We start from the raw sequence: 15,561 nt of genomic DNA on the forward strand, positions 1-15,561 counted from the left end.
CACCATTGCCGTGGTGGGCACACATAGAGGAACAGTTAGGCAGGCAGGATAGGAATGGCAGATCCATTACGGACCGAATCTGCAGCAATGCAGACGGAGGCCGGCAATTTCGATCGCATCGCCGGCGAACTCACGGCCGTCATGAACCACGTCGGCACGACAGCGGCGGGGTTGGCGGCGTCTATGCAGGGGCTGGCCGGCGCCGCAGCACAGCAGGCGCTGACGCGTTTCGAAGAGGCTTCACGGCAGCAGACGCAGCTCCTCACGGAGATCTCGCAGAACGTGCAGCAGGGCGGTGTCCAGTACGACACAGCTGATTTCGATGGCAGCGAAGCCCTCGCTCATCAGATGCAGCTCGGCTGACCCAAGCACTTTCTAGAAAGGAGAACAACGTGCCAGAACTCGTATACAACTTCGGTGCAATCGAAGGCGGCGCCGGCGATTTGGACGGGTCCGTGGTGCAGACCCAAGGTCTGCTCGAGGAGGGCAGGGAGTCTTTGTCCCGGCTCGCCGGCCAGTGGGAAGGCGATGCCTCGATGTCGTGGCAGGAGGCCCAGACCCGTTGGGATGTCAACGCGAACGAATTGAATCACGCGCTGAGGAGCCTTGCGGCAGCCGTGCGCGATACGGGCCAAAACATGCTGCAGGTCAACACCGGCATCGCGAACTCGTTCCATTAGCCGGCTACGCACGCTGGTGGGCGGGTAGATCGACGACGATGCTCGCCCACCTCGTGCGCCCGGTGCAACATTCAGTAATGAGAGGCACCCATGTCGGCAGACTATGACCGGCTCTTCCATTCCGCGGACGCCGCGACCACGACCGAAGAAGACACCGTGACGGTGGACCGCGACGTCGTCGCGGCCGCCGACGGTAAGCCCACGCCGAGCGGGCCGGCGCACGCCGAGGCGCCGCCGCCCATGCCAGTGGCCGCAAAGGAAGCACCCGCGCCACCACCGCGGGCGGCTGAGATCACCCAACAGATGCGGCCCGCTCAACCACCGGCGCCGCAGGTTCCGGCGAACGGGATGATGCGCACGCCGCAGGCCCACGACATGCCCGCCGGTGCTCGATACGAGCAGCCCCGGCCCGTGCCGGCGCCGGCGCCGGCGCCGCGGCACCCGCCTGCCCCCGCCCCCAGCCAGCACTTCGCCGAAGCGCAATCCGACAGGAACGGCGCCTTCCGACCCGGCCAGGCGCCCCCGACTTCGGCCGCGACGATCGGCAACCACCGCGCGATCGACGCCCTGTCCCACGTCGGGGTGAAGTCCGTGGTGAAGATGCCGTCGCAGCGGGGCTGGCGACATCTGCTCTACGTGTTGACCCGGATCAACCTCGGGCTGTCGCCGGATGAGCTTTACGAAATGGAGTTGCACACCCGGATCCGTCGCAACGCCCGCGACTCCTACCAGATCGGCGTCTTCGGTCTCAAGGGCGGCGTCGGCAAGACCGCGGTCACCGTCGCGCTCGGGTCAGCGCTGAGCAAGGTGCGCGGTGACCGGATCCTGGCCATCGACGCCGACCCCGACGGCGGCAACCTCGGCGACCGGGCGGGACGCCAGTCCGCCGCCACCGTAGCCGATCTGCTCGCCGACAAGGAACTGGCGCGCTACAACGACATTCGTGCGTACACGAGCATGAACGCCGCGAACCTCGAAGTGCTGTCGAGCGAGGAATACAGCGGTGCCCGCCGTGAATTCAACGACGAGGACTGGAAGGGCGTGACGGGCATCGTCTCGCGCTACTACAACCTCGTGCTCGCCGACTGCGGGGCCGGGCTTTTCCAGCCCGCGGCCCGCGGTGTCCTGGCCACGGTGTCGGGGCTGGTCATTGTCGCCAGTGCGTCGATCGACGGTGCCCGCCAGGCGGCGATGACCATGGATTGGTTGCGCCAGAACGGATACCAGGATCTGCTCGGCCGCTCGTGCGTGGTGATCAACCATGTCGTCCCAGGCAAGCCGAACATCGACGTCGAAGATCTGGTCGCGCAGTTCGAGCGCCATGTCCCGCCGGGCCGGGTCGTCGTCCTGCCGTTCGACAAGCACATCGCTGCGGGCACTGAGATCCAACTCGAGCTGTTGGGCAAGACGTTCCGGCGCCGGGTCGTCGAGTTGGCCGCCGCCCTGTCCGACGACTTCGACAGGCTCGAACGGCGTTGACCTCCACCGCCGCAGCAGCATCCACGTCGAGCGTCACGCCCGGCCGGCCGTCGACTACGCGGGTCACGATCCTCACCGGCAGGCGGATGACCGATCTGGTGCTGCCCGCGGCGGCGCCGATCGAGACCTACATCGACGAGACGGTGTCGGTGCTGGCCGAACTCCTCGAAGACACACCCAAGGACGTCCTGGCCGGGTTCGACTTCACCGCGCAGGGGGTGTGGGCGTTTGCCCGACCCGGTGCCCCGCCGCTGAGATTCAACGAGTCGTTGGACGACGCCGGGGTCGTCGACGGGTCGCTGTTGACGTTGGTGTCGGTCAGCCGTACCGAACGGTACCGGCCGCTCGTCGAGGACGTCATCGACGCGATCGCGGTGCTCGACGAGTCACCAGAGTTCGACCGGTCTGCGCTGAATCGCTTTGTCGGCCTTGCCATTCCCGTGGTAGCACTCGTCGTGACGGTGATGGTGCTGGTGGCGTGGACGCGGGCAGACCATGACTGGTGGTGGTCGGCGGCCCTCGGCGTGCTGGGTTTGGGCCTGCTCGGCGGCAGTGCGCTTGCCATCAACCGATACCGAAACGTCGACATGGCGGAAAGCCTGCTGGCTGCGTCGATACCGACGCTCGCCGGTGCGGTCGCGCTGGCCGTGCCGTTACCCCGGGGCGTCGACTCGTTGGGGGCCCCGCAGATCGCAGGTGCAGCCGCCGTTGTGCTGCTGCTGACGTTGGCGACACGTGGCGGGCCCCGGCGAAGAGCGGAGTTGGCGTCGTTCACCGCGGTCACCGCGATCGCTGCGACGGCTGCCGCAATCGCCTACGGCTACGGCTGGCAGGACTGGGTGCCGGCCGGTGCGATCGCGTTCGGTCTCGTCGTCGTCACCAATTCGGCGAAGTTGACGGTCGCGGTGGCGCGCATCGCGCTGCCACCCATTCCGGCGCCGGGCGAGACGGTCACCAACGACGAACTGCTCGATCCCGTCGCGACATCCGGCACTGACGAGGAATCGCCGACGTGGCAGGCGATCATCGCCTCGGTTCCCGACTCGGCGGCGCGGTTGCACGAGCGCAGCGAACTGGCGAGGCGCCTGCTGATCGGGTTCGTCACAGCCGGAGCGCTTGTGCTGTCGATCGGTGCCATCACCGTTGTGGTGCAGGGACATTTCTTCGTGCACAGCATGATCGTCGCGGGTCTGGTCACCGCCATCTGCGCGTTTCGCTCTCGGCTGTACGCCGAGCGGTGGTGTGCGTGGGCGCTCCTGGGCTCGGTCGTCCTCATTCCGACCGGTGTGATGATTCGACTCTGTCTCTGGTACCCGGACTCTGCGTGGCTGGTGCTAGCGGGGTACGTCGCGGCAGCGATCATCGCGCTGATCATCATCGGGGCGACGGCTGGCGTGCGGCGGGTCTCACCGGTGACCAAGCGCATCCTCGAACTGCTCGACGGTGCCGCAATCGCCGCCGTGATCCCGATGCTGCTGTGGATCGCCAGCGTTTACGACCTGTTGCGCAACCTGCGTTTCTAGGTAGTCGCTACGCGACATGTTGCGGTGTGCCTCGAGGGCCGGCATGGCCGCGACTCGGTGGTGCGATCTACTGACCGGGGGCGCAGGAGAAGGAGGGCCGATGCGGCGACCAGTGGTTGGTTCGGGTCGACTGGCGGTAGCAGTCGGGTGCGTCATCGCGGTTGCAGGATGTTCATCGACGACACCGGGGGAAGCCGTGAAGGCATCGGATGCGACGGGTGGGGACGGTGTGGTGGCGTCCTTGCTGGACACCGGCGACTATGCGACCACGCAGAGTCGCCCGTTCGGCGTGATGGGGGAAGGCGACCCTCAGGGCCAACGTGTGTTGGAGGCGCATCGCATCGCCGAATTTACGGTGGGCCCGTGGGAAACCGACAAGGCGCTGCGCACGTTCCCACCAGTTCTGCAAACGGGGAGGACCGGGCCGGTCCCGACTACGCAGCTCATGCGAGACCTCGAGGTGTTGCCGGACCCATTGCCCGACATCGCTGCCACCCACGGTTTCATAACGGGGTTCTCGACGGTGCGGACCACCGCACCCGACGAGGAACAGCATCTTGCATTGCAGAACGTGGTGCTGCGGTTCCCCGACCCGCCGGCTGCAGCGGCCGCTGCGGGCGAGATGGCCGCCAAGGCGCCTGAGATCGGTGTTGCGCCAGGGCGGCCGACACCGCTCTCAGGAACACCGGAAGCGATCGCTAGGACCTATGACATGGCCGACGGCAGCGAGCGCGTGGACAGTTTCACTCCGCTCGGCCCATATGTGCTGTACCAGTCGGCCCGCACGACCGCGAAGTTCATGGGTATAACCGCTACCGGGTTGGTGCTAGGGATCCTCGGCGTACAAAAGCGGCGTATCGACGGGTTCGTGCCAACCGAATTGGCGGAAATGGCTCAGTTGCCGACGGATCCGACTGGTCAGTTGCTTGCGCGCACGCTGTGGGCTATTGACAATAGTGCCCCGTTCATAGTTGGGACGTGGCCGCCGCGTGGTTGGTTACATTTCGAGGATGACCCAGTTGCCTCGACGGCGCTATTCCAAAGCGCCGGCGTCGACGCGGTGACGCAGCGGTTGACGACCGTGTATCAGGCCGCCAATGCCGATGGAGCGGCCCGCATCGTCGATGAGTTCTCCGAGCAGATGGGGAGCATGGGTGCAGTCCGCTCGGTCGACGGTGTGCCGGGCCTTCGGTCGGCGCGCTGTTTTGAGCGGATAGATGGATGGGTTTCGGCGAGTACGGCGATGAGCTTTCAGCGAGTCGCCTGGCATTTCAAGTGTGTTGGCAGTGTTGACCGTTACGCCTACACCGCGTTCTCTGATGACCTGAAGGACGTTCATCAGCAGATGGCGGCCCAGTACCGCATCTTGTCGGGCAAGTGACCGGAGGTCGCTGCTGCGAGCGTGCATCCCGCGTTCGGTATGCCGTCGTCGTGCCAAACTTATGCCATGTCGCACGCCCGAAGTCGGAGGTGTGGTCTGCTGAGCGGTGGGCGTAGGAGAGGAGGATCGGTGCCGCGACTAAGGGCTGGTTTGAGTCTGCTGGCGGTGGCCCTCGGGTGCGCTGTTGTGGTTGCCGGATGCTCCTCGATGACGCCTGGCAGGGCGGTGAAGGCTTCGGATGCGGCCGGCTCGGACGGTGTGGTGCCGTCTTTGTTGGACACCGGCGCTTATGCGACCGCGGCCGGCCACCCGTTCGGTGCGGTGGGCGACGATCCGGCAAGTCAGAGCCTGATGGAGGCGCATCGCATCGCCGAGTTCACGGTCGGTCCGTGGGAGGTCGACGCGGCGCTCCGTATGCTGCCGGGCGCCATGGATTCAGGCCTGATCGGCCCGGTGTCGGATCTGCAGATGATGCGGGACAACCATGTGTTGCCCGAGCCCTTGCCCGACATCGCTGCCGCACACCGCTTCATAACCGGGTTTACGACGGTGCGGATGACTGCACCAGAGTCGGGGCAGCAGCGTGGGCTGCACAACGTGGTGCTGCAGTTCCCCGACCCGGCGGCGGCCGCGGCCGCGGCAGGGGAGATGGCGGCCAAGGCGCCTGATCCAGACGGCACGCCGGGGCGCCAGACGCCGATCGCAGGGACACCGGAAGCGATCGCCAAAACTTATGACATGCCCGACGGTACCGAGCGGGTCGAGAGCTTCACCGCGCACGGGCGGTACGTGCTGTACCAATCGGCCCGCACAGCGAAGATGTTTCTCGGTGCGACGGCCGGGCCGCTGATTCAGGGCGCCCTCAACAAGCAGAAGCGGCGCATCGACGAGTTCGCGCCGACCGAGCCAGCGGCGATGCCGCAGTTGCCGCTGGATCCGACCGGCCAGCTGTTGGCACGCACGCTGTGGTCTCCCGACAACAGGTCGCCGTTCATCACGGGGGTGTGGCGGCCTCGAGCCTGGCTGCATTTTGAACAAGATCCGGTGGCGTCGACGTCACTGTTCAACACCGCCGGTGTCGATGCAGTCACACAGCGGTTGACGACGGTGTATCAGGCGGCCAACGCCGATGGGGCCGCCCGCATCGTCGACGAATTTTCCGAGCAGATGGGCAACATCAATGGGGTCCGATCGGTCGAGGGTGTGCCGGGCTTTCCGTCGGCGCGCTGCTTCGAGCGGGTCAAGGGATGGATTCCGGCGACTACGCCGATGACCTGGCAGCGCGTTGTGTGGCATTTCAAGTGTGTCGCCAGCGTCGACCGCTACGCCTATACCGGGTTCTCAGTAGACCTCGAAGATGTCCATCAGCAGATGTCGGCCCAGTACCGCATCTTGTCGGGCCAGTGACCGGAGGCCATGGCAAGTGGTGCTGAGCGTGGGTTCGGTAATGGCCGGTTACCGCATCGAGGCGGTGCTGGGCGCGGGTGGCATGGGCACGGTCTACAAGGCTCGCAACCCGACGCTGCCGCGAAGTGACGCGCTGAAAGTCCTCTCGGAGCAGCTGTCGCAGGACCCCCACTTCCGTGCCCGCTTCGAGAGGGAAGCCGAGCTGGCGGCCACGCTGGATCATCCCAATATCGTCACCGTCTACAGCCGCGGCGAAACTGATGGGCAGTTGTGGATCGCGATGCAATACGTCGCCGGCAGCGACGCCGACAAGGAGCTCAGCCAGGGGCGGATGACGCCGGCGCGGGCGGTCCACATCGTTGGCGAGGTCGCCAAGGCGCTCGACTACGCGCATCGCCGGCACCTGCTGCACCGGGATGTCAAACCGGCCAACTTCTTGCTCGCGCCCAATGACGAGCGGGTGTTCCTTGCCGACTTCGGCATAGCCCGTGCGCTTGACGAAGCGGTCGGCTTGACCCAGACCGGAATGGTGATGGCCAGCGTGTCCTACGCTGCGCCCGAAAGTCTCGCCGGTGAAGGCGCCGACCATCGTGCAGACATCTATTCGCTGGGTTGTTCGTTGTTCCGGATGCTCACGGGCACTTCACCTTTCTCGCGTTCGGGTGGCATGGCGGCGGTGGCGGCTGCGCATCTCACGGAGCCGCCGCCGAGGCCCACCGACGTCGCGCCCGGGTTGCCCGCCGCGATGGATGCCGTCATCGCCCGGGCGATGGCGAAGAACCCGAACGAGCGCTACCAGAGCGCGGGCGAGTTGGCTGTCGCCGCGGCCCGGGCACTCGACGAAACCACCGACGCCGTTCGCGCTACGCCTGCGCCGTTCGCCGGCGCGCCGCCGTGGCCGAGCGAACAGACACCGCCGCCGCGGCCGCCTCACCACACCGGCCCCCCGATGCCCGGCGCCTACGGCGGGCCGGCATGGCCAGGCCATAGAGGCCCAACGACGGCCGGCTACGCCCCGACGCCGCCCATCGCTGCTAGGCCGGCGTCGCGATCGCGGCTTGCGGGACGGCGCAAGTGGGTGCTGATCGCGGTCGCGGCAGTGGTGGTGCTCGCTGCGGCTATAGGCGTGGGAACGCTTGTGTCGCGGGACGATTCGGCCCCGTCGTACACGGCCCAGACCTTAGTGCACCAGCACGGTGAAACGCAGCTGACCGCCCAGCCCGGTGCGGTGGCCGCGGTCGGGCCCGGTGATGCGGACGCGGTGTTGTCGTTGGGGGTACAGCCGGTGGCCATGGTGGTGCCTGGCGGCACATTGCCCAGCTGGTTGAAGCAGATGGTCAACGACAATGTGCGGACGTTGGCGGAGGCCGACGCAGCTGTGATCGCCGCAGCGGAGCCGGACCTGATCATCGACACCGGCGAGATGGACGACGCGGCTTACAAGGCGTTGGCAGCGGTCGCGCCCACGGTTACCCGGCCACAGAACACCACGGAGTGGACGTGGCAGACCCATCTCGAGTGGATCGGGCGCATGCTGGGCCGCAGCGATGAGGCTAAGAAGTTACTCGACGAGGCCGCCGCCCAGCAGGCCGAGCTGCGCAGCCAGCACCCGGCCTTTGACGCCAAGAGCGTTGAAGTGGTCACGGTCGCCGACGAGGGTGTCACGGTCGCGACGGCCGACTCGCCCGCCGGCCGCTATCTGCGGGGACTCGGCTTCCGCTACCCGGCCGAGTTTGATCCTGCCAGCGCCGGCGCCGCCTTCCGTCCCGTCGCCAACCCTGAGGAGCTCAACACCACGCCGACAGATGTGCGCGTGGTGGTGCGCACCGACAAAGGAGCGGGTGGCGGCAGCTACAACGGTCTGCCGCAAGCATTCTCGAGCTATCGGGGAACCACGGTGATCGTCGATGACCCCGACGTGATCGCCGCGCTCAATACTCCTGGCTATGCGGCGACGAAGTTCCTCGACACCACGCTGGTGGATGCACTTGCCCGGCAGGTGCGCTGACTACGGTGCCGGAGCGACCTTATCGGCGATGGCGGTCGCGATCGACAGCCCCGCGCTGCCGACGGTCGGCGAGCAAGCGCGCACATCGACGATCACGTTGCCGCGCACCGTCATATCGCGTTCACACTGCTGACCGGCGGTTGGCGAGTTGGTGGGAAAGAGCATTACGGTCATCACCCCCGCGGTGATCGCGGGCACGCCGACGTCGAGTTCGGTGGAATTGCCGCCGTACTCCCACCTGACGTGGCTGGATTTGCAGGCGTTCCAATCGGCAACCTGCTTGTCGTAGAACGCTTTCGCCCGTCCTGCGTCGGGGAACGAGACGACGGCCTGGGCCACCTTGTGCGACGGTTCCCGGTGGACGCCTTGAATGGCCAGCCCGGTATAGCCAGAGCCGTCGTAGGTCGCCTGGTATGCCGGAGCCCACACACCGGTGCAGTGCGGCGGAGTGACGGTGCCGCCCAATGGCGCATGCTCCGTCGGCAGCGCAGTCATCCCGCTGGTGTTCATGCGCTGGTTGATCTGCTCGGCCGGCAGCAGCAGGCCCGGCAGGGCATCGGGGGCGACGTTCGGCGCGGGCGGCGCGGCGGGGGGCTGCGACGGCGGCGCGGCCGTCGGAGAGGCGGGCACGGTCGTCTTCGGACCGGCCGGTACCTGCGCCGGGCTGGTCGGAGGGCCATCTTCGGAGGAGCTGTCATCTCCGCTGCTCGCAACGATCAGCGCGATAACCAGCACGACAGCGATGGCCGCGGCGGCGCCAATCACCCACCAACGGTGTTCGGACAGCCGGCTCCCCAGGCTGGGCTTCGCACGTGGCACGACGGTTGGCGGCGGCTGCTGATAGCCGGCGGGCCAAGTACCCGGGTGTTGGTACGGCGGAGGACCTCCCGGCCCGGGCGCAGGTGGCTGCTGATGGCCGGCGGGCTGACCCGGCCAGCCCGGGGGAGGTGGTGGTGCGCCCGGCGGAGGCTGTTGTGGCCGAAGAAATTGCGCGGCGTCGAGCGTGGTCTCCTCGTGGATGCTGCGCGGGGACGCGGGCGTCGCAACGGTGGTCTCCGGGTCCGAGGGCGGCTCACCCGCCGGCCGCTGTTGACCGGCTGGCCAGTCCGCCGTCTCCTCGCCGCGAGGCCCTTCTGCCGGGTCGTTCGGGTTCACGCCTAGTCCCCTCACCACTGTTGTCTCATGCGTCGAGTACGCCGACCGTGCGGCCACGCAAATCATCGCATGAACGAGCGCACCCTCAGTGCAGTAATTTTGCTGCGGTGGGGGACGGGGCGAAACCATAGCGGGCCAGCGGGAATTGCTAGCATGAGCGCTCGCCGTTGGTCAGTGCCGCGGACTCTCCGGGAGGTCTCATGCATGAGGGGCGGTCCGCCGGAGCCGAACCGCTGACAGTTCAGGTCGCCGGCAGCGTCTACACCGCGAAACCCGACGACGGCGCAGTCACGATCGGTCGCGAGTTGCCGGCGCAGATCCGCATCGACGAACCCGGAATCTCACGCACCCACGTTCGACTCGAACCGGCGCGCGACCACTGGGTGCTGACCGACGCCGGAAGCCGAAACGGCACCTATTTCGACGGGCAGCGTGTGGAGTCCGTCGAAATCGACCGCGAGATCGACGTCTATTTGGGCAACCCTGACGGCGTCTGTGTGCAACTGCGTCCCTCAGGCGGTGCGAACACGGGACAAAGTCCGACCGACACACTCACCGCAGCCCCGGCGTCCACGGAAGCAGACGACGCCGAGCCCGACCCCGACGAAGAATCCACCGAAGCGATCACGCCGACCGTACAAGTGGCGGTCGCCATCGACGCGGCCGACATCGCGCTGCGCGGCATCTACGCACGCGCGGCCTCGCTGCCCATGAGCGACGACCCGCAGTTCGCGCCCGAAGCCGCCGCGTTGCTGTCCGAACTGCGCCGCCTCGAGGCTTCGCTCACCAACGCCGCGCGCAGCGCTACCGGGCGGCCCGAGATCGCGATCGCCCTCGGCGAGGTCAGGCAGGCATACACCGATCTGATGCGACGCGCCGCGCGTGCTCCCGCAGCGACTCTGGGTCAGCGTCTCTACGACGCGCGCCACCGCTGCCAGTTGACGGTGCAGGAAGCCGCAAACGCCGCCGGCGTCACCGACGATGACGTCATCAGCGCTGAGTCCGACCTCTCGGTGCCCGCCCCGGCCGCGGCCACCCTGCAGCGGTTCGTCGACATCCTCGAGCACGGCTGGGAACGGCGGTGAAGCTCTGGCGGCGCAAATTGGTGTCGGGGTGCGGGTCGTAGCGCCGTTAGCATCAGAGCGCAACGCCGAAGCGGAAAGTAGGGGCCATGGGGCTTATCGGACAGGTGTCGCGCCGGAGAAGTCGGTGGCTGCGACCGGCCCTCGCGTCCGCGGCGGTCAGCACTGTTGTGCTCACGGGCTGCTCCACAGTCGAGGGCCAGGCCGTGTCGAGCCTGTACAACCCCAACACCGTGGGCGGATTGACCGTGGCTGACGGTCCGAGCGGTCTTCGACCGGACGCTGCCGAACCCACCGGCGAGGTCCGCTACACCGACGACGGACCCGTCGACGGGATGGCGCTGTCGGCGGTCAACGATCTCGTGCAGTTCTGGGAGGAGCACTACAGCGAGGCGCTGGACGGAACGTTCGAGCCGGTAGCGAACCTCGCGTCCTACGACTCCGAAGATCCGCTCGGCCCGCCGTTGTGCGGCCAGATCCTCTACGAGGAACCCAACGCGTTCTTCTGTCCCCGAAGTGAGCTGATCGCCTGGGACAGAGGCGTTTTGGTGCCTACCGGTCAGAAGTTCTTCGGTGACATGTCGGTCGCGGCGCTGATCGCGCACGAATACGGTCACGCGGTCCAGAACATGGCCGGACTGGTCGACCGGTCCACCCCCACCATCGTTCGTGAGCAGCAAGCAGACTGCTTCGCCGGCAGCTACACGCGCTGGGTCGCCGAGGGGTCCTCACCCCGCTTCGAGATGAGCACTGGCGACGGGCTGAACAAGGTGCTCGCCGGGGTCATCACCATCCGCGACCCGATCCTGACGCCCGAGGACGCCGAGATGGTCGAGGGTGGTCACGGCACCGCCCTGGATCGCGTCAGCGCGTTCCAGTCAGGGTTCACCGACGGTGTGTCGACCTGTGCGGCAATCGATCTCGACTCGATCGAGCAGAGCCGAGCGGATCTGCCGATCGTGCTCGACGTCGACGACAGCGGTGCCCTGCAGACCGGTGAGACAGCGCTCGACGAGGCCTTGGTCAAGACGGTGGTCGAGGCCCTCAACATGCAGTTCGAGCCCGCGCAACCGCCGACGCTGTCGATGCAGCCAGGTCAGTCATGTGCCGATGCCAAGGTGACCGAGCCGACGTCGTACTGCCCTGAGAACAACACCATTTCGGTCGACCTGCCCGGGATGCAGGCGCTGGGCACCCAGGCGGGAACCGAGGAGGGTGTACTCGTCCAGGGTGACAACACCGCGATCTCGGTGCTCACCTCCCGCTACGTGCTTGCGCTGCAGCATCAACGGCAAGCCCAGCTCGATTCGGCTGCGACGGCGTTGCGCACCGCCTGCCTGACCGGGGTTGCGCAGCGCGGCATGGTCGAGGAGGTGAAGCTGCCGTCGGGCAACTCCATCGTGTTGACGGCCGGCGACCTCGATGAGGCCGTTGCCGGCCTGCTCAACAACGGCCTGGCGGCCAGTGACGTCAACGGCAACACCGTCGCAGCCGGCTTCACCCGCATCATGGCGTTCCGTTCGGGTTTGGTGAACCCCGACGCCGACGCGTGCTTCACTCGCTTCCCCGAGTAGACGGCGTCTGCGGCGCTAACTCCACTGCGTCGCTGGGCGTTCGCGGCGGACGCCGTCGACGGTGACGTCGACCCGTTCGTCGAAGAAGCAGATCCGGTCGCGCACCCGGGCACCGTCCGGGAGCGGATCGCGGTAGGTCCACGCCACATCTCGCGGCCCGTCGGGCACCGAGAAGTAGGACGCCCGACCCTTGTAGGCGCAGTAGCTGATCGTGTCGCTGCCGTCGAGGTCGGCGAGCACGTCGTCGCGGGGCAGATAGAACCGTACCGGCAGGTGCGTTTCGAACAGCAGCAGCGGACGCTTCGACTCGGCAAGCACGTGCCCATCGGATTCGATGCGGACGTGACGGCTGCTGGCCAGCACGTCGATGCGGTGAAACGGATCATGCGGATGGCTGACGATTGGCTCGTCCTCTTCCAGCCATTCGAAGGCGCCGAACTCCAGCACCACATAGTCGGCCAGGTCGGCGTCGTCAGGACGGAACGCCGCCGCCGGTGCCGTCTCCTCGCCGGCGATCACGTCGAACTCGACGCCGGGACACGTATGAGCGCCGAACGGGACTGTCGGATCCAGCACCGCGCGGTCGGCACCCGGACGATCCACGTCGTCGTCACCGGACTCGGCACCCGCGGGCACCAGTTGCTCGACCAGGTCGGCCACCGGAACCGCGTAGGTCGGCACGATCCGGCGCGGTTCCCAGACGAGCAGTGCAGCACCGGTGTCGACGAGCGGTTCACCGGCCAGGCTGATGCGGATCCGCTTGGGCGTCGGTTCGTATCGCAGGGCGTCCAGGCTCCCGTGCAACAGTTCGGACATCCTGACACCCATACCGGACCTCTTATCCGCGAGTCACTTTCGAGGCGGCCGCAACACGTTCATCGCCAACCGCATTATCGGCGCAGGCACCCGGTCCTTGGCGGCAAGCGCGGCGTCGGCGGCGCGACCGCGTAGCGGCGTGCCCCGACCGAAGACGCGGTTGATCGGCCCGCCGGTGGGTTCGAGGTCGAAATGCAGCGGCGGCTTGCCGTCGGCGGCACCGAGCGCATTGGATATCACGATGCGTTGAATCTCGCTGGTGCCTTCGAAGATGGTGTACAGCTTGGCATCCCGATACCACTTCTCGACAGGATGGTCGGTGATGTAACCCCAGCCGCCCATCGTCTGGATGGCACGTTCGGTGGCGCGGACCGCGACCTCGCTGGCGGCCAGCTTGCACATCGACCCCTCGCCGCGTTCGAACGGCACGCCGCTGGCGGCCATCCAGGACGCCCGCCAGGTCAGCAGGCGCGCCGCGTCGAGCCCGGTAGCCAGTTCGGCGAGTGGGAACGCGATGCCCTGGTTGTCGATGATGGGGGCGCCGAACGCTTCCCGCCGATTGGCATACTCCGTCGCGTATTCCAGTGCCGCCCGCGCAATTCCGAGCGCTTGCGCGGCAACCATCGGACGTGTCTGTTCGAAGGTGCCGAGCGTGGCCGAGCCGGAATGTTGCCCACCTTCGACCGCCTCGCGCGCCTTGGCGAGCTTGTGGTCGAGCTTCTCCTGGCCGCCGAGCAGATTGGCGGCCGGGACCCGGACGCTGTTGAACTTCAACTCCGCGGTATGCGACGCACGGCAGCCGAGTTTGTCGAGCTTGCGAACCATCTCCAGACCAAGCGTGCCGCCGGGCACGATGAACAGCGCCTGTCCCTTGTGCCCGAGTTCTTCGTCGACGACGGCATTGACGACGTGCACGTTGGCGATACCGCCGTTGCCGATCCACATCTTGTGGCCGTCGATGATCCAGTCCTCACCGTCGCGGTGCGCGCGGGTGCGTAAATTACGAACGTCGCTGCCGCCCTCGGGTTCCGAGATCGCCAACGCGGCCAGCTTGAGATCGCCTGGCGTGCCGAAGCATTCGGGTGCCCACTCCAGCATCTGTTCAGGAGACGCCGCCTGCCCGATCGCCGACAGCGCGAGCGCCGGCATCACCACCGCCAGTCCGATCCCGGCGCATCCCCAGAACAGTTCCTCCATGAACATCGGCAGCGAGAGCCCCGTTGGGTCACCGATGAGGTCTCGATAGAACAGCGGGCTGTAAAACCCCCTAGTGGCGGCTTCTTCGAGGACCGGCCACGGGAACTCCTGGCGTTGGTCGTACTCGAGCGCAACAGGTCGGATGCACTGCTCGGCGAACTCATGTGTCCGTCGCGCGAGGTCGTGCTGGGCGGCGGTGGGCGTGAGGTCGAAGGCCACCTCAGTGTGTTAGCCAGCGGGGGGCGTTGCGAAACACTTGTTCGCCAAGACGGAAGGCCCCCGGATGCCGGGGGCATCGCGGGGGCCTGTCCGCCGGGGTAGCTACTTGACGTCTACATAGACGGTCTTGTTGATCACCCGGGTGTTGCGGTCACCGCCGATGCCCAGGCTGTCTGTCTGGGTGTAGGTCTGACCGGGGCGTACCGCCACGACGCTCGCCTCGGCCAGCGGGGCGTTGCCGATCCGGTTCACGATCACGTTGTAGCCCTGCGATTCAAGCTCGCTGATGGTCTGCTGCGCGTTTCCCGGTCCGGACGGAGCCGCCTGGACAGGCGCTGCTAGTCCGATCAGAGCGGCGGCCAAGGCGCTGGTGGCGACGGTGGCGATCCCAAACTTCTTCATTTCGGACCTCTTCTTATCTCGTGCGTTTGGTATCCGAGCCGTGGCATGTGTCGCGGTTCGTAGCTGCAGCTGATCTTGGAAACCACGTGGTCAACGCTTTTAATTCCGATGGCAGAAATTGGTTGCCGGATGGCAGCAATCCTGCTGCGGGACAGCCGATCGTCCATATTCGGGCGGCCGAATCCGTTCGCAGTTCGCGGTCAGGCACTCGAACGTATGATCGAACCGTGGGTGAGCTGAAGGGCATCGGATACAACGGCCAGCCCGTTGCGCAAGCCTTCCGCCGCGTCGACCCGCCGATCACCGTGCTCGTTGACCTCGCCGCGGTGTTCCCTCGCGAACCGCATGCCGCCGGCGGTTACAGCCCGGCGGGTCTGCAGATGCACGCCGTCGTCGAGGGGCGACTCACGTGCTGGGGCCTGTGCGAGCAGGGCCACTGGTGGGGGCTGGTCACCTACGACATCGCCTACGGCACGCGCCGTAAGGCCGTCACGCACTGGATACCCGCATGGACCCTCAAGCCCAAGCCCGAGTGATGACTAGGAAGCCGCCCGGCCAGGCGCCGCTGCGCCTCTCCCGGTGAAATTCGCAGTCGCCTGGCAACGTCCTTGGCCGATGAACCGCCGACGGCGAGCAGT

General features: G+C 66.9%; 14 protein-coding genes. 10 read left to right on the forward strand and 4 right to left on the reverse strand.

Annotated elements, in window-relative coordinates; translation table 11 throughout:
• Positions 1-54 precede the first annotated feature (54 nt).
• The 7 genes from G6N18_RS16275 (at position 55) to G6N18_RS16305 (ending at position 8,478) form a co-directional block, all read left to right on the forward strand.
• Entirely contained in the window at positions 55-363 is a 309-nt protein-coding gene (locus G6N18_RS16275; protein WP_083000125.1) for a WXG100 family type VII secretion target, read from the forward strand.
• Between the two features lie 29 nt (positions 364-392).
• Positions 393-680, forward strand: a complete 288-nt coding sequence (locus G6N18_RS16280) for a WXG100 family type VII secretion target (protein ID WP_083000126.1) — start codon at positions 393-395, stop codon at positions 678-680.
• A 90-nt stretch (positions 681-770) separates the two neighbouring features.
• A complete protein-coding gene (locus G6N18_RS16285) occupies positions 771-2,159 on the forward strand; it encodes a MinD/ParA family ATP-binding protein (protein ID WP_083000127.1) in 1,389 nt (462 codons plus the stop codon).
• Entirely contained in the window at positions 2,156-3,682 is a 1,527-nt protein-coding gene (gene eccD / locus G6N18_RS16290; protein ID WP_083000128.1) for a type VII secretion integral membrane protein EccD, read from the forward strand. Before G6N18_RS16285 ends, eccD begins: the two co-directional genes overlap by 4 nt.
• 241 nt (positions 3,683-3,923) lie before the next feature.
• The gene (locus G6N18_RS16295; protein ID WP_133052438.1) at positions 3,924-5,063 is read left to right on the forward strand and encodes a DUF7373 family lipoprotein; all 1,140 of its coding nucleotides are present in this window, start codon (positions 3,924-3,926) and stop codon (positions 5,061-5,063) included.
• Between the two features lie 207 nt (positions 5,064-5,270).
• Positions 5,271-6,470: a DUF7373 family lipoprotein gene (locus G6N18_RS16300; protein WP_133052439.1), complete on the forward strand. Its 1,200-nt coding sequence runs from the start codon at positions 5,271-5,273 to the stop codon at positions 6,468-6,470.
• Between the two features lie 40 nt (positions 6,471-6,510).
• Positions 6,511-8,478 carry a serine/threonine-protein kinase gene (locus tag G6N18_RS16305; protein ID WP_170309984.1) on the forward strand — a complete coding sequence of 656 codons (1,968 nt, stop codon included), beginning with the start codon at positions 6,511-6,513 and terminating at the stop codon, positions 8,476-8,478.
• Here G6N18_RS16305 and G6N18_RS24610 read toward each other — a convergent pair whose 3' ends face one another.
• The gene (locus G6N18_RS24610; protein ID WP_234806092.1) at positions 8,479-9,243 is read right to left on the reverse strand and encodes a sensor domain-containing protein; all 765 of its coding nucleotides are present in this window, start codon (positions 9,241-9,243) and stop codon (positions 8,479-8,481) included. It lies immediately after the preceding gene.
• A 590-nt stretch (positions 9,244-9,833) separates the two neighbouring features.
• Here G6N18_RS24610 and G6N18_RS16315 point away from each other — a divergent pair.
• On the forward strand, positions 9,834-10,718 hold the full coding sequence (locus G6N18_RS16315) for an FHA domain-containing protein (RefSeq protein WP_083000133.1): 885 nt from the start codon (positions 9,834-9,836) through the stop codon (positions 10,716-10,718).
• Positions 10,719-10,804: 86 nt separating this feature from the next.
• The gene (locus G6N18_RS16320; protein WP_083000134.1) at positions 10,805-12,289 is read left to right on the forward strand and encodes a neutral zinc metallopeptidase; all 1,485 of its coding nucleotides are present in this window, start codon (positions 10,805-10,807) and stop codon (positions 12,287-12,289) included.
• 15 nt (positions 12,290-12,304) lie between these two features.
• Here the strand turns inward: G6N18_RS16320 and G6N18_RS16325 are convergent, their stop codons facing one another.
• From G6N18_RS16325 to G6N18_RS16335, 3 genes are all read right to left on the reverse strand, one after another.
• Positions 12,305-13,117 carry a DUF427 domain-containing protein gene (locus tag G6N18_RS16325; RefSeq protein ID WP_083000135.1) on the reverse strand — a complete coding sequence of 271 codons (813 nt, stop codon included), beginning with the start codon at positions 13,115-13,117 and terminating at the stop codon, positions 12,305-12,307.
• 21 nt (positions 13,118-13,138) lie between these two features.
• On the reverse strand, positions 13,139-14,521 hold the full coding sequence (locus tag G6N18_RS16330) for an acyl-CoA dehydrogenase family protein (RefSeq protein WP_083000136.1): 1,383 nt from the start codon (positions 14,519-14,521) through the stop codon (positions 13,139-13,141).
• 102 nt (positions 14,522-14,623) lie between these two features.
• Positions 14,624-14,923 carry a hypothetical protein gene (locus G6N18_RS16335; RefSeq protein ID WP_083000137.1) on the reverse strand — a complete coding sequence of 100 codons (300 nt, stop codon included), beginning with the start codon at positions 14,921-14,923 and terminating at the stop codon, positions 14,624-14,626.
• A 227-nt stretch (positions 14,924-15,150) separates the two neighbouring features.
• Between G6N18_RS16335 and G6N18_RS16340 the strand changes: the two genes are divergently transcribed.
• The gene (locus tag G6N18_RS16340) at positions 15,151-15,459 is read left to right on the forward strand and encodes a hypothetical protein (protein WP_083000138.1); all 309 of its coding nucleotides are present in this window, start codon (positions 15,151-15,153) and stop codon (positions 15,457-15,459) included.
• The last annotated feature ends 102 nt before the right edge of the window (positions 15,460-15,561 follow it).

It is taken from the genome of Mycolicibacterium celeriflavum (genome assembly GCF_010731795.1).
In the GTDB taxonomy this organism is placed as follows: Bacteria; Actinomycetota; Actinomycetes; order Mycobacteriales; family Mycobacteriaceae; genus Mycobacterium; species Mycobacterium celeriflavum.

What these genes read in the sequence shown, in the direction of transcription:
- G6N18_RS16275 (WP_083000125.1), top strand. Translation starts at nt 55, where the DNA reads ATGGCAGATCCATTACGGACCGAATCTGCAGCAATGCAGACGGAGGCC.
- G6N18_RS16285 (WP_083000127.1), top strand. Translation starts at nt 771, where the DNA reads ATGTCGGCAGACTATGACCGGCTCTTCCATTCCGCGGACGCCGCGACC.
- G6N18_RS16300 (WP_133052439.1), top strand. Translation starts at nt 5,271, where the DNA reads ATGACGCCTGGCAGGGCGGTGAAGGCTTCGGATGCGGCCGGCTCGGAC.
- G6N18_RS16305 (WP_170309984.1), top strand. Translation starts at nt 6,511, where the DNA reads ATGGCCGGTTACCGCATCGAGGCGGTGCTGGGCGCGGGTGGCATGGGC.
- G6N18_RS16315 (WP_083000133.1), top strand. Translation starts at nt 9,834, where the DNA reads ATGCATGAGGGGCGGTCCGCCGGAGCCGAACCGCTGACAGTTCAGGTC.
- G6N18_RS16320 (WP_083000134.1), top strand. Translation starts at nt 10,805, where the DNA reads ATGGGGCTTATCGGACAGGTGTCGCGCCGGAGAAGTCGGTGGCTGCGA.
- G6N18_RS16325 (WP_083000135.1), bottom strand. Translation starts at nt 13,117, where the DNA reads ATGGGTGTCAGGATGTCCGAACTGTTGCACGGGAGCCTGGACGCCCTG.
- G6N18_RS16335 (WP_083000137.1), bottom strand. Translation starts at nt 14,923, where the DNA reads ATGAAGAAGTTTGGGATCGCCACCGTCGCCACCAGCGCCTTGGCCGCC.